The sequence below is a fragment of the Limnothrix sp. FACHB-1083 genome, from assembly GCF_014696485.1.
Lineage (GTDB): Bacteria > Cyanobacteriota > Cyanobacteriia > CACIAM-69d > CACIAM-69d > CACIAM-69d.
The window spans coordinates 163,602-176,276 of the sequence record NZ_JACJQD010000004.1 but is presented as its reverse complement, the minus strand read 5'-3'; the positions used below and the strand labels follow the sequence as shown (position 1 = coordinate 176,276).

Here is a 12,675-nt window from a genome sequence, read left to right as displayed (position 1 = left end):
GCAAACTACCATGCTGGAACTGTACCAATTTGAGTTGTCGGCTTACTGCGAGAAGGTGCGCCTTGCGCTGGACTACAAGAGCCTGGACTACCGCAAAGTTGAAGTGACTCCCGGAGTCGGGCAAATTGATGTTTTTCGGTTGTCGGGCCAGCGCCAAGTGCCCCTGCTGAAGGACGGCAACGAGGTGATTGCCGACTCAACCGCGATTTTGAACTATCTCGATCGCGCCTATCCCGATCGCCCCCTTTTGCCCCCCAATCCTGCCGAGCGGGCCTTGGCGACGGTGCTGGAAGCTTGGGCCGATGATTCGTTCTATGCCGATGCCCGTAAGGTTTTTCTGGCCACCCTGGGGCAAGATCCGGGCTACCGCACGGCCCTGTTGCCGGATGAAACGCCGGATCCGTTGAAGACCCTGGTGGGCTTCATTCCCGGCGAGGTTTTTGGGGTGATGGGAGCCGGTGTGGGTCTCACACCGGAGGTACTGAAAAAGGCTAAGGACAACCTCAGCCGCGCGATCGAAAGTCTATGCAGCCTTTTGGAAGCAAATCCCTACCTGACTGGCAGTCAACCCACCCTGGCCGATGTGGCGGTGGCGGCGGTGAGTGTGTTGGTGAAAATTCCCAGCACGCCCTACTTTGATGTGCCGATCGGGCTGCGCGGGCGCGGCATTCCGGGCATTGCTGACAATCCGGCCTATGCTCGCTTCTTTGACTGGCGCGATCAGTTCTATCGTGACTTTCGCACGCCCTTGACCGGTGCGGCCAGTGCCAGCTCCAGCAGCAATGCCGGGCCCACGACTATCTCGATCGACTAGGGCTTCAGAGCATGGTTCGATCGAGCATGATTCTGCCTGAAACAGCTCGATCGAACCCACTAAACCCCGATCGAACCCGATCAACCTCATCTCCACCCCTATGCCGACTGCTCGCCGGGCCCGCCCCGATCGCCCTGCCCGATCGCCTCGATCCTCCCGATCGCGGGTGACGCTGCTGTCGTTGTGGCAATCGCGGCGGGCGGCCCGCAGTCGCAAGGTGTCTCCCCTACCGCCCAAGCCGCCACTACCGCGGCCCATTCAGCGCCTGAAGCGAATTCAGCGTTGGTCGGCCATTGCGGCAATGGTTTCGATCGCTCTGGCCGTGTTGGTTTATGCCCAAACGGTGCAGTTGCAACAGGCTTGGACGATGGACTATCGCAAACTCCAAAGTCTTCAGCGCCAAGAACGAGATTTGCGCGTGGCCCTGGAGGTGTTGAAAGACAAGGTGGCCCGCCAAGCGGCGGCGACCGACTCCACCTTGCAACCCCCCCCACCGAAACAACTGATTTTCCTGAAGCCCGCCAACACGACGGAAGCCACCGGCCGATCGCCCAACATGCCCGCAGCGTTGCCACCGGCCACGGGTGAGGGGCAACAACCCACTGAACCCAAACCGATCGGCTACTGATTCCCGGTTACGATTCTCAATCCTGCGATGGTTACGGATCACCCCTTGAGCCATTGAACCGCCACTCGGGCTTAAGCTCGGCGGTAGCGCATTCCCGGCAAGTTTTCCACCAGGCCCAATAGCTCCAATTCCGTAAGGGCCGCCATCACGTTTCCGGGACTGAGGCCGCTGGCCGCCACGATCGCATCCAGGGCCGTGGGAGTTGGGTCGATCGCCCGCAAAACGGCAGCCGGAGCCGGAGCCAGGTTTGGTGGTGGCGGCATTGGGGCGACGGCCGGCTTGGCCGTTGGGGTTGGCCCAGAAGCAGCGGGCCCCGGAACGGGCGATCGGGCGGTTTCAATAACGGTGGCGGACTCCGCCCGATCGAGCTGGGGCAGGGCCCCCAAACAATCCAACAGATGGTTTTCGCTCAAAATGACCTGCGCCCCGCTGTTAATCAGCTTCAGGCAACCGGCCGAAAGGGGCATGTCCAATGACCCGGGCAACACATAAACATCTCGGCCATAGTCGGCCGCTTGGTTTGCAGTGATCAATGCGCCCGATCGCTCGCCGCCTTCAATCACGATGGTTGCCCGCGCCAGCCCCGCCACAATTCGGTTACGGCGCGGAAAGTGCGCGCGATCGGGCCCCGTGCCGCTGGGATATTCACTGAGGGCAAACCCGGAGCCGGGATAGTCAAACGTACCCACAATTCGACCATAGAGATCGCGGTTGCCCGTGGGATAGACCCGATCGACCCCGGTTCCCAAGACGGCGATGGTGCGCCCACCCGCCGCCAAACAAGCACGATGGCTTTCCGCATCTACGCCCTCCGCCAACCCAGAAACAATGCCAAACCCCGCTTTGGTGAGACAGGTGGTGAGCCGATTAGTCCATCGCTGGCCATAGTCCGACGGTTGGCGCGTGCCCACAATCGCCACCAGAGGTTGCGTTCCCTGAAGTTCCGCCGGGTGGGGTTGGCCTCGGTAATACAACAGAGCTGGGAAATCTGGCAACTCCCGCAGCAGTTGGGGATAGTCTGGATCGGCGGGAGTCCAAAACTGGGGATTTTTTTGAGTCCAATCGGCCAAGAGCTGCTCAGGGTCGATCGCCGATCGCCCGGCCAGGATTTTCGCCAGCCGTTGGGGGCCGATGCCTTCGATGGGGGTTAAGTCCCCGGGCGCTGCCTGCCAAGCGGCGGCCAAGGAACCAAAGGCCCGCTGGAGCCGCTGCAAGAGCACAGGGCCCACATCCGGAACCCGCGACCAGGCCAACCAGGCAGCTCGCTCCGTGGAAGGTGCAGTGGGGTGCGATCGGGACAGATTCAAAACAGATTCAAATTAGGAGGGCTAATTAACAGTGAACAGATTTGGTATCAACCGATTGGTATCATAGGGGGGCTATCGCGTCGTGTTCGATCGGGGCTGCCTTAGCCAAGCGTTCGATCGCGATTCGACAGTGCCCCTGTGGGCCCCCGTCGGCACTGAGTCACCGTTGGCAACTTCGCTATCGCGTTGGCCTTTGCCCCGGCTTGCCCCACAACTTGGCTGCCCAAGCCTCTTTCCTCGTTCGGAGCAATACAAATGCTGGCGCTTAAAATCACTGTATACGTTGTTGTCTCGTTCTTCATTGGCCTGTTTGTGTTTGGTTTTCTGTCCAACGACCCGGCCCGGAACCCCAACCGTCGCGACTTTGAATAAACCTGAGCTGGATTTTGGAATGCCATCGCTAGCCATCGATGGGTTGTCCATCGGCGCGATCGCAATTCCGAGCTTCAATCCTGCTCCTTGTGTTGATGATGAAACTCAGCGATAGCGACCAGTTTGCTACGCTGAGTTTTTGTGTGTGGCAGCAAGGATCCCAATGGCGGCATCTCTTGCCATATCCCCAGTACAATGACCACGCAAGCACGCTCACCCAAGGGATTGTTTGGGGCTGAGTAGTGGCCGGCTGGATGGTTTACTTGCGATCGAGATCCGGCTCGATGGTGTGGTTGATTGTCGTGATTTTTTGCCCATTGGACGACTGATTTATGCCCTACCCGGTGCTACCGCCCGAGATGCCGCCGCTAGTCCAGGACGTGGCTGTAACGCGGGAAACTGAGCCGACGGCCGCCGAGGGCGATCGCCCCCCTGAGCCAAATTCAACCGCCCCCGCGTCGGTTCCCCTGCGCCGGTTAGGATCTCTGCCGCCTCGGCCGGCTCGCAGCTTGCGGCCCGGATCCTTGCGAGATTTTCGGCAACAGCACCGCCAAGACCGACGGGCCGCCGACCAATTGGGGCCGAATCGGGCCTTGATTCATATCGATCGACAAATCGATCGACAAATTGATCGGCAAGTGGATCCGCCCAACCGACAAAACCCACCCCGCCCGCAGACCGAAGAGCGGACAACTGCCACCAGTAACGGGAAGAACCCGCCGGCTGGATTGCCGCCGCTACGTCGCTGGGCAAGACCCACTCGCGATCAAACAACGCCCCCCCAATTAACCCAGTCCACCGATCGACCGTCAGCCGCCAACCCTGGCCGACTCGGGGGATCCACAGCAGTCGGATCCACAGCAGTCGGAGCTACAACTGAGGGAGCAACGGTCTACGCCGCTCAGGATCCAACGAACCAACCCAATGCTCAAGGCGCTGGGCAACAGCTCCGGGCAGACAATCCCGATGAGGATCCCCTGCGGAATGTGCCGCCCCTGTTTCCTCGGGAAGGGCCAGGGCCGGTGACCGAACCACCCAATGGAACCGAGGGGCCGGAGATACCGCCTCCCGAGCCAGCCACGGGCGATCCACCATTCCCGCCGCGATCGAGCGATCAACCCCCATCCCCCACGGATCCGCAGCCGACGGAGCGACCGATCGACCCCGATCGACCGCCCCAACCGGTGAATGCGGGCGACCCCAACAATTCACCGAACCGAACCGATCGACCCGGTGGCGGTCGGCCCCCGCGGCCAGAGTTGCCCAATTTGCCCCCCGGCGCGATCGGGGCGATTGAAGTAACGGCCGATCGACAGGAATTCGACTCGGTTCGACAAATTTTCATCGCGATCGGCAACGTCACCATGCGTTACCAAGGAGCCGTGATCAATGCCGATCGACTCCAGGTCAGCCTTGACAATCGAATTGCCCTCGCAGAAGGCAACGTAGCCCTCACCCGTGGCCAGCAGGTGATTCGGGGTGCAAGGATGGAATACAACCTGGTGCAGGGGGATGGTTCCCTGTTTGAGAGCTACGGCGAAATTTTCCAGCCCACCACTGGCGAAGACTTTGCCCCGGCAGAGGTGATCACCGCCGGGCCCTATAATCCCGCGCTCGATCGCCCCTTGAGCGATCGCATTTCGGCCAATGAGCCGCTGCGGGATGTGCGCCAAACGGGTCAATTTGGGCTGCAAGTGGGCACGGGCAATTTTGGGCTATTGGATCCGCCGCCGGGCCAGGTGGGCGAGGTGCAAAACTTCCGCTTCCAGGCCGATCGGGTCGATTTTGACCCCAATGGCTGGGTGGCCCAAAACGTGCGGATCACCAATGATCCCTTCTCGCCCCCGGAAACGGAAATTCGGGCCGATCGGGCCCGGTTGCGGCGCTTGTCGCCCTTGCGGGATGAGCTAATTGCCGATCGCCCCCGGGTGGTGTTTGACAATCGCTTCACCCTGCCCCTGTTGGTGCGCCGAACGGTGATCGATCGCCGGGAACGGCCACCCCAGCCCTTTGAAATTCGCTACGACGGTGAAGATCGAGGCGGGCTATACATTCAACGGCAATTCGATGTAATTCGCACGCCCCGAGTTCGTCTGCGGGTCACGCCTCAATACCTGATCCAGCGGGCCCTATTTGACGAACAAGCCAACGGGCCGATCGGGTTGGATGTGTTGGGTTTGCAGGCTCGACTGACAGCGCAACTGTCCCCCACCACTTCTCTGCTGGGTGTGGTGCGGGCCGTGACGCTCGATCCCGATCGCTTTGAAGATGACTTCCGAGGCAGCGTTCGGCTTAATCAAATCATCCCCACCGGTTGGGGCCCCCACTCCCTCACCCTGGAATATAGCTATCGCGATCGGTTGTTTAACGGCTCCTTTGGGTTCCGCACCGTGCAACGCAGCATCGGGGCCGTTTTTGCCTCGCCCCAAATCCGAATTGGCAACACCGGCTTCATTGCCAACTACCAATTGGGCTACCAAAACATCAATGCCCAATCGGACTTTGGTAATTTGATTGATGAACCCAGCCGCAACACGGACGATCGAATCACCCTCGATCGCACCCAAATGGCCATTGCAGTGGCCCGCCCGATCGTCCTGTGGCGTGGCGAAGCCTTGCCGGCCACACCCGAAGCCGGCCTGCGCTACAGTCCCGTGGCCCTGCGGCCGAGCATTGTGCTGGTTCCTCGCTTGCAAATGGTTTGGCAAAACTACAGCAGCGGCGACTATCAAAATGTGCTCACCGGCTCGATCGTCCTCCAGGGACAGTTGGGCCATTTTTCCCGTCCTTGGCTAGACTACACAGCCTTCACCTTGGGCTACATCGAAAACTGGCGGCATGGTTCCTCACCGTTCCTGTTCGATCGCGTCGGTGATGCGCGGGTGGTGGTCGTTGGCCTCACTCAGCAAATTTATGGCCCCTTCCGGGTTGGCTTCCAGCAGGTCTACAACGTTGATACGGGCGAACGGATCGACAGTAACTACACCCTGGAATATAGCCGCCGCACCTACGGTCTGCTGTTGCGCGTTGATCCAGAGCGCCAATCCGGCTCCCTGCAACTGCGGATCACGGATTTCAACTGGACGGGCAGTGGTCAGGAATTTGGTGATATCTAGGCCCAATCGATCGATATGGCCTGATCGCCTTCACCTCCAGCCTTGATCTAAAACGATCGACAAGTCATGAAACAGATGCCATAAAGCGATTAACAGGTGGGCATTGCCCATCGCACCGGCCGCTCAAACCTTGCTCTTAAATGGGCAGGTTGGCTCTGGGATCAAACGACTCGATCGCCCGTAATTGTTCATACAACGCCAACTCATCGGTACTCAATTGGGTTGGCGTAGCGATTTGGATTTCCACAATCTGATCGCCCCGGCGATCACGGTTGATCGGATAGCCCTTATTCGACAGACGCAGCCGCTGGCCGTGGCGCACCCCGCGCGGCAGGTTCATCTTCACCATCCCATCCAAGGTTGGTACTTCGATCGCGCTGCCCAACACCGCCTCGCTGGGGGTGACTGGCACTTCGCAATAGAGATCGACCCCCTCCAGCCGGAAAAAGTCGTGGGGGGCGACGGTGATTTTCAAGAACAAATCACCCCCATTAATCCCCTGATTTTTAAGGCGGATCCGCTGGCCAGTCACCAACCCTGGCGGCATGTTCACCTCCAGAGATCGGCCGTCTTCTAGCCGAATTCGTTCCCGGCCACCGCTAAAAGCCTTTTCCAGGGGAATGGTTAACCGTGCTTCCGCATCCCGGGCAACCGGTGGCTTCACGGTATAGGCCGTGCGGGTTGTGCCGGGCCGGTAGTAATCTCGATTGCCGGGCTGGGGTGGGGCCGTCGGTTCGCCGCGTCGATTCAACAGCCGATCGACAAAGCTATTGAAGTCAATAAACTCGCTGTAGTCCAGGTTGTCGGCCACCCGAGATTCGGAGCGATCGCCCCAGGTGCGTCCTGCCGCTGCCCGCCGGGCATTTTGGAATCCCTTCTGTTTCCAAAATTTGCTGTATTCGTCGTATTGGGCCCGCTTGGTTGTGTCCGAAAGTACCTCGTAGGCTTCGCCAATGTCCTTGAATCGCTCTTCGGCTTCCTTGTTTCCGGGGTTCAGGTCGGGGTGATATTGCCGAGCCAGTCGCCGGAAGGCCCGTTTAATTTCGTCGCCGCTGGCCTCTTTGGCAACACCGAGAATTGCGTAGTAGTTGCGGAAGTTTTGCATTCGGGGAGGTCAAGTTCAAACGGCTGCGATCGCGATCGGCGCTTCGGCTTTCCAGCTTACCGCGATGGGCCCTTAGGCGTTCGATCGGCTAACCGATCCGGTCGATTGGCAGCGCGATCAGCCAGCTTCGGCCATCTAACGACCGGCCGCAGATTGCGATCGCCCAACCATTCCAAGCGCGATCAGCAGCAGGTGACCAGAGCCGGATCAGGAGCATCATGGATCAACCTACATGTCTGAATCCATGTCTTGATCAGAGATGCCCGCTGACCCCGGAAGATCGCCCCTCAGCTATAGTGAGGGGATGGAGCCAATCACGGCGCGATCGCCCGTCCGGCTCGGATTTTTGACTTGTTATTTGCTGATTAAACCCATCATGGCCGCAAAACCCGCTGCTCCCTCCTTTTCCATGGAGGACTTCATGGCTGCCCTCGACGAAAAAACCGTCTCTTTTGAGGCGGGGCAACGGGTCAAGGGCAAACCCTTTGAGTACGCCAACGACGGGGTTTATGTAGACATTGGCGGCAAATCCGCTGCGTTTTTGCCGGTGCGCGAAGCCGCCATGCGCGAACCCTCGGGCGCTGAGGAACTGCAAAACCTGTTGCCGCCCAATGTGGAGCGCGAGTTCATTGTGCTCAAGGAAGCCAACGCAGATGGTCAGGTGACCATTTCGATTCGACAAATGGTGTTGGATCAAGCCTGGAAAGAGTTAGCCAAGGCCCAAGAGGAAAAACAGGCGATCGCCGCGCGTGTGAATGGGGTCAACAAAGGCGGCGTGACGGCGGCCGTGATGGGCTTGCGGGGGTTCATTCCCCGATCGCACCTGGTGGAGCGGGAGGATTTGGACTCGTTGGTGGGCCAAACCTTGACCGTCGTGCCGATCGAGGTGAACCGCAATGCCAAAAAACTGGTGCTCTCGAACCGGGAAGCGGCCAAGGTGGGCCTGATGGCACGCCTGAAGGTGAACCAACTCATTGAAGGTAAAATCACCGGGATTCGCCCCTTTGGCGTGTTTGTGAGCTTTGAGGGCAACACAGGGCTGCTGCATGTCAAGCAAATGAGCCAAGCCCATGTGGCCTCGATCGAGGATCTGTTCAGCCAGGGCGAAAGGATCCGGGCAGTGATTATGGAAATTGATGAGTGGAAGGGACGGATCGCCCTTTCAACAGCGGTGCTGGAAAATCATCGGGGCGAAATGTTGGAAAACAAGGCCACGGTGATGACCGAGGCGATCGCCCGTCATGCCCAGCTTTATCCCCACTGGGATGCAGAGCCGGAGCCGATCGCGGAGTCCAGCCCGGAGCCAACTGAGCAGCCCACCGCCCCGGAAGCCGCAGAATCGATCGCACCGACTGACTCAAACGAGTCAAGCGAATCAAGCGAATCAACCGCAGCCCAGGCCAGCCCCGAGGCGATCGCCCCGGAAACGCCAGACAACCCGGCAGCAGCGGAACCCGCCACCAAGCCAGAACCGGCCCCTGCGCCTAAGGCTCCGATTCGGTTGGTGGATTTGAAACCGAAACCTAGCCGCGCTCCTGAGTCGGACGCATAGCCCCTATGATCCCGATCGCCCTGGTCTTGGCCCTTTGCCTGGAATGGGCGATCGCCCCGGCGGCGATCGCGGGTTTGCCTCCTAGCCCACTCGCCCAAGCCACCCCGAACCAACCGGCAGGGATCCGGAGCGATCGGCTGGGGTTCAATGGCCTGCGCTTGGGCGACAATCCCCAGCGGGTGCGGGCCCGACTGGGCCGGCCCCAACGCACCCAAAACCAGCCCCCTGGCAACTATGACCGCTACGAGGCTTGGTATTACCCCAACCTGATTTTGGGCTTTGGTGATGGAGCGTTGGCCATGATCACGACGACGCGACCTAGCTGGGGCACGGCTGAAGGGGTACGGGTGGGCGATCGCTCCAGCCGCATCCTGGCCGTTTACGGAGAACCCAATTGGCGCGATTCCGATCGCTGGGGCTACCTGACCGATGACGGGGCTTTTTTGACCTTGCGCCTACGGGGCGATCGGATCGTGGAAATTCTCTGCGGTTGGCTGCCCGATTAAGTTAGCTGCCCAATTTAAGTTGATTGCCCAATGTTTAAATTGGTTGCCCAATTCATGATTCAGCACCCATGAGCAACCATGGCTAAAAAGCAAAAATTTCCGCATCTCTTGGGTTCCAAGTGGACGGCCCGCCAGCGCACCTTCGGCTGGCGACATTTCCAGGTGAACAATCGCAAAAACGAGGGCAATCGAGTCTATGCGGAACTGGTGTCCTCCTGCGATCCCAATGCGCGGTTTTGGATTGATGCGCGCAATCTCAAAAACCGTGATCTGTGGGCAGCGGGCTGGCAAACCCTCGAAGAAATTGAAATTCTGGCAGCGGTTGATCGGGGCGATGACCTGAGCGAAGAAGTGGAAGTGCTGCACCCGGACGCGCTGTGATGCCCAGCCCCCAGCCGCCACTTGGAAGGGCCATGGGGCTAGAGCGTGTCGTCAAATCGCCTGAAACCCTGATTCCGCCGTTGATCGATCAACGGTGGAATTAGGGTGGTGGGAATAAAGATCAACGGAGAGGGTGGGATTCGAACCCACGGAACCTTGCGGCTCACTCGATTTCAAGTCGAGCGCATTCGACCACTCTGCCACCTCTCCCGGTAAGCCCTGTTATTTTACCCCTGTCGGCGCAAAATCGACCCCTGATTCTGAGATTTCCCACCCAGTCAGCGGAATTTGAAACTGCTGCGGGGCTGCGATCGCGGCCAAATCTGCCCGGAACTGCACCACGGGGCCAATGATGGCGATCGCCGGGGCAGAAAATCCCGTTTCGGTCACTCGATCGCACACCGTTTCTAAGGTGGCCACCAATTCCGCCTGTTCAGGACGGGTTCCCCACCGAATCAGCGCCACGGGATCGGTGGGCGATCGCCCCGCTGAAATCAAGGCGGGCACAATTTGGTTCAGGTTATGCACACCCATATAGATCACGATCGTTTCAGCACTTTGGGCGATCGCCGACCAATTCACCTGGGGACGGTATTTCCCCGCCGACTCGTGCCCCGTCACAAACACCACCGATGAGCTGTAGTCGCGATGGGTTAAGGGAATGCCCGCATAGGCCGGCGCAGCGATGCCAGCCGTCACGCCCGGCACCACCTCCACCGGCACACCCGATCGCAACAGATCTTGCATTTCCTCGCCCCCTCGGCCAAACACAAAGGGATCGCCCCCTTTCAGCCGCACCACGATCGCCGCTGTCTGGGCTTTTTCAATCAGTAATTGGGTGGTTTCTGCTTGCAACTTTGAGTGGCGGCCCCGGCGTTTTCCCGCGTCAATTCGTTCCGCCTGGGGATTAATCATGGCCAGAATTGGGGCACTCACCAACGCATCGTAAACCACCACATCGGCCAATTCGAGCAATGTTTTTCCCTTCAGGGTCAGCAAGCCCGGATCGCCAGGCCCCGCCCCCACCAAATAAACCTTTCCGATCGGCTGGGGAGTCGCAAAGTCGGTCATGAATGAGAACTACCGGAACGTTTGAGATATTGATCTTAAAGGATGCCTGAGCAGTATTTCGGGGAGCAATTTTGGGGTCATGGGCTACCGACATCGCCCAATTGTGCCTACTGGGGTTTGCATTTGCCCGCACGAATCAGACCCACGCGCTTAGCGATCGCCTCCGCCAGCTCGCCATAGGGGCCCCACCGATCGCCCGTTGGATGGGGATTGGGCAAATCGGCCAGGCGATCGCTCGGGACAATTTCGCAGCGATCGTCTGCACAGCGCACAATATAGAATCCCGGGACTTCCATCAACGTCTTCAATCTGTTGATTAACCCTAATTACCGAAGTTGCCGATCAGCCAATTAATTAATCAACCAGCCAATTAATTAATCAACCAGCCAATTAATTAATCAATTACCCAATTGAGCAATCACCGAGTCGATCGCCCGTTGATGAACAGCAGCTTGCTTCCTCAAAGATCTAATCAAAGATCTAATCAGCTATCGGGGAGCAGTAGCGGCGCTGGCTCCAGCATTTTCACCGTCCTTCAGCTTGGCAATTTCCCCTTGCAACACTTCCAGGGCCTTCGCGTATTGGGCATCTTCTAGCGTGCCAATTTTGTCGCGGTTTTCACTCAGGAACTCCCGTTGTTGATCGGTCAATTCCACCTTGATATCGGGATCGATCCCGTGTTTGTTGATGTCGCGACCGCTGGGAGTCAAATATTTAGCCACCGTCACCGCCATCCCGGAACCATCGCCCAGGTTCCGAACTGACTGCACCAACCCTTTCCCAAAGGTTTTCGTACCAATCAAAACGGCGCGTTGATTGTCCTGCAAAGCTCCAGACAGAATTTCGCTGGCGCTGGCAGATCCCCCATCCACCAAAACCACGAGGGGTTTGTTCGTGAGGGCGGTGCGGTTGGCCTGTTGGCGATCGGTCTCGCCGTTGCGATCGACCGTGGACACGATCGCCCCCTCATTCATCCACATCCGCGCGATGTCAATGCTGGCATACAGCAAGCCACCGGGATTGGAGCGTAAATCCAACACATAGCCAGAAACATTTTGGGATTCTAGCTTTTGGATGGCTTCGCGCATTTCCGTGGCGGCGTTGGCGCTGAATTGGGTCAGGCGAATATAGCCGATCGGGGCTGTGCCGTCCTTGGGCCGCTCGCTGAAGCTCACCGGATGCAGCTCAATGCGGGCCCGCTCGATCGTGTAAGTCATGGTGCGATCGCCCCGTTGCAGGGTCAACACCACCGTGGTTCCCACCGGGCCGCGAATCAGCTTCACGGCTTGGTTAATATCCATCCCCTTGGTGGATTTGCCGTCAATGCTCAGGATTTTATCCTTCGACAAAATGCCCGCCTTGGCCGCCGGGGAGCCATCGATCGGGGAAACAACGACCAATTCCTTGGTTTTCTTGTCTTCACCCAACTGCAATCCCACCCCCGTCAGTTCACCGGAGGTGTCGATTTGCATGTTGCGGAACTCATCGGGATCCATGAAGCGAGTGTAAGGATCGCCGAGTTTTTCCAGCATTTCCCGAATCGCTTTGTAGGCCGCTTCGGGTTGGGTATAGTCGCGGTTCAAATAATCTTGGCGCACCGCTTGCCAGTCCACCTGGTTGAAGGTGCCATCCACATAGAGCCGATCGACAATTTGCCAAACCTCGTCAATCACTTCCTTCGGGTTTTCTTGGAAGAAAGCATGACCTTGCGAAAGGTGAATGCCCGCGCCTGTCAGAGTCACAGCAGCCACCGTTGTGGCCGCCGCACCTAAAACGAGCTTGCTATTCGCGATCGGCATAAGGCTCTAGTTCATCATTCGCGC

Annotated in this window: 12 protein-coding genes and 1 tRNA gene; 7 read left to right on the top strand and 6 right to left on the bottom strand. The window is 58.7% G+C overall.

Going from position 1 to position 12,675, the window contains the following annotated elements; all coding sequences use genetic code 11:
* The first annotated feature begins 10 nt into the window (after positions 1-10).
* Both H6F46_RS07055 and H6F46_RS07050 read left to right on the top strand, forming a co-directional pair.
* A complete protein-coding gene (locus H6F46_RS07055) occupies positions 11-814 on the top strand; it encodes a glutathione S-transferase family protein (protein ID WP_190354099.1) in 804 nt (267 codons plus the stop codon).
* A gap of 100 nt (positions 815-914) precedes the next feature.
* Positions 915-1,442 (top strand): hypothetical protein, encoded by a 528-nt coding sequence (locus H6F46_RS07050; protein WP_099531764.1) that lies wholly within the window; start codon positions 915-917, stop codon positions 1,440-1,442.
* A 71-nt stretch (positions 1,443-1,513) separates the two neighbouring features.
* On the opposite strand, the gene dprA is transcribed toward H6F46_RS07050, so the two are convergent.
* Positions 1,514-2,749, bottom strand: a complete 1,236-nt coding sequence (gene dprA / locus H6F46_RS07045) for a DNA-processing protein DprA (protein ID WP_242027824.1) — start codon at positions 2,747-2,749, stop codon at positions 1,514-1,516.
* Positions 2,750-3,004: 255 nt separating this feature from the next.
* Here dprA and H6F46_RS07040 point away from each other — a divergent pair, with 255 nt between their 5' ends.
* Positions 3,005-3,121 carry a photosystem II reaction center protein I gene (locus H6F46_RS07040; protein WP_099531763.1) on the top strand — a complete coding sequence of 39 codons (117 nt, stop codon included), beginning with the start codon at positions 3,005-3,007 and terminating at the stop codon, positions 3,119-3,121.
* Between the two features lie 332 nt (positions 3,122-3,453).
* Positions 3,454-6,237: a DUF3769 domain-containing protein gene (locus H6F46_RS07035; protein WP_190354098.1), complete on the top strand. Its 2,784-nt coding sequence runs from the start codon at positions 3,454-3,456 to the stop codon at positions 6,235-6,237.
* Between the two features lie 136 nt (positions 6,238-6,373).
* Here the strand turns inward: H6F46_RS07035 and H6F46_RS07030 are convergent, their stop codons facing one another.
* On the bottom strand, positions 6,374-7,342 hold the full coding sequence (locus tag H6F46_RS07030) for a DnaJ C-terminal domain-containing protein (protein WP_099531761.1): 969 nt from the start codon (positions 7,340-7,342) through the stop codon (positions 6,374-6,376).
* A gap of 259 nt (positions 7,343-7,601) precedes the next feature.
* Between H6F46_RS07030 and H6F46_RS07025 the strand changes: the two genes are divergently transcribed.
* The 3 genes from H6F46_RS07025 (at position 7,602) to H6F46_RS07015 (ending at position 9,781) form a co-directional block, all read left to right on the top strand.
* Positions 7,602-8,894 carry a S1 RNA-binding domain-containing protein gene (locus H6F46_RS07025; protein WP_242027823.1) on the top strand — a complete coding sequence of 431 codons (1,293 nt, stop codon included), beginning with the start codon at positions 7,602-7,604 and terminating at the stop codon, positions 8,892-8,894.
* A gap of 5 nt (positions 8,895-8,899) precedes the next feature.
* Positions 8,900-9,400: a hypothetical protein gene (locus H6F46_RS07020; RefSeq protein WP_190354097.1), complete on the top strand. Its 501-nt coding sequence runs from the start codon at positions 8,900-8,902 to the stop codon at positions 9,398-9,400.
* Between the two features lie 78 nt (positions 9,401-9,478).
* The gene (locus tag H6F46_RS07015) at positions 9,479-9,781 is read left to right on the top strand and encodes a TIGR02450 family Trp-rich protein (protein ID WP_190354096.1); all 303 of its coding nucleotides are present in this window, start codon (positions 9,479-9,481) and stop codon (positions 9,779-9,781) included.
* A gap of 125 nt (positions 9,782-9,906) precedes the next feature.
* On the opposite strand, the gene H6F46_RS07010 is transcribed toward H6F46_RS07015, so the two are convergent.
* The 4 genes from H6F46_RS07010 to ctpC all read right to left on the bottom strand — a co-directional run bounded on the left by H6F46_RS07010 (position 9,907) and on the right by ctpC (position 12,651).
* A tRNA-Ser gene (locus H6F46_RS07010) sits at positions 9,907-9,991 on the bottom strand.
* Between the two features lie 12 nt (positions 9,992-10,003).
* Positions 10,004-10,852, bottom strand: coding sequence for a uroporphyrinogen-III C-methyltransferase (gene cobA, locus H6F46_RS07005; protein ID WP_190354095.1), 849 nt, complete (start codon positions 10,850-10,852; stop codon positions 10,004-10,006).
* Between the two features lie 107 nt (positions 10,853-10,959).
* The gene (locus tag H6F46_RS07000) at positions 10,960-11,148 is read right to left on the bottom strand and encodes a DDE transposase family protein (protein ID WP_099531843.1); all 189 of its coding nucleotides are present in this window, start codon (positions 11,146-11,148) and stop codon (positions 10,960-10,962) included.
* 192 nt (positions 11,149-11,340) lie between these two features.
* Entirely contained in the window at positions 11,341-12,651 is a 1,311-nt protein-coding gene (ctpC, locus tag H6F46_RS06995) for a carboxyl-terminal processing protease CtpC (protein WP_190354094.1), read from the bottom strand.
* Between the last annotated feature and the right edge of the window lie 24 nt (positions 12,652-12,675).

Bases quoted from the DNA above. Each gene is read 5' to 3' on its own strand.
- H6F46_RS07035 (WP_190354098.1), top strand. From the start codon at position 3,454: ATGCCCTACCCGGTGCTACCGCCCGAGATGCCGCCGCTAGTCCAGGAC.
- H6F46_RS07020 (WP_190354097.1), top strand. From the start codon at position 8,900: ATGATCCCGATCGCCCTGGTCTTGGCCCTTTGCCTGGAATGGGCGATC.
- H6F46_RS07040 (WP_099531763.1), top strand. From the start codon at position 3,005: ATGCTGGCGCTTAAAATCACTGTATACGTTGTTGTCTCGTTCTTCATT.
- ctpC (WP_190354094.1), bottom strand. From the start codon at position 12,651: ATGCCGATCGCGAATAGCAAGCTCGTTTTAGGTGCGGCGGCCACAACG.
- H6F46_RS07055 (WP_190354099.1), top strand. From the start codon at position 11: ATGCTGGAACTGTACCAATTTGAGTTGTCGGCTTACTGCGAGAAGGTG.
- H6F46_RS07050 (WP_099531764.1), top strand. From the start codon at position 915: ATGCCGACTGCTCGCCGGGCCCGCCCCGATCGCCCTGCCCGATCGCCT.
- H6F46_RS07015 (WP_190354096.1), top strand. From the start codon at position 9,479: ATGGCTAAAAAGCAAAAATTTCCGCATCTCTTGGGTTCCAAGTGGACG.
- H6F46_RS07025 (WP_242027823.1), top strand. From the start codon at position 7,602: ATGCCCGCTGACCCCGGAAGATCGCCCCTCAGCTATAGTGAGGGGATG.
- H6F46_RS07000 (WP_099531843.1), bottom strand. From the start codon at position 11,148: ATGGAAGTCCCGGGATTCTATATTGTGCGCTGTGCAGACGATCGCTGC.
- cobA (WP_190354095.1), bottom strand. From the start codon at position 10,852: ATGACCGACTTTGCGACTCCCCAGCCGATCGGAAAGGTTTATTTGGTG.
- H6F46_RS07030 (WP_099531761.1), bottom strand. From the start codon at position 7,342: ATGCAAAACTTCCGCAACTACTACGCAATTCTCGGTGTTGCCAAAGAG.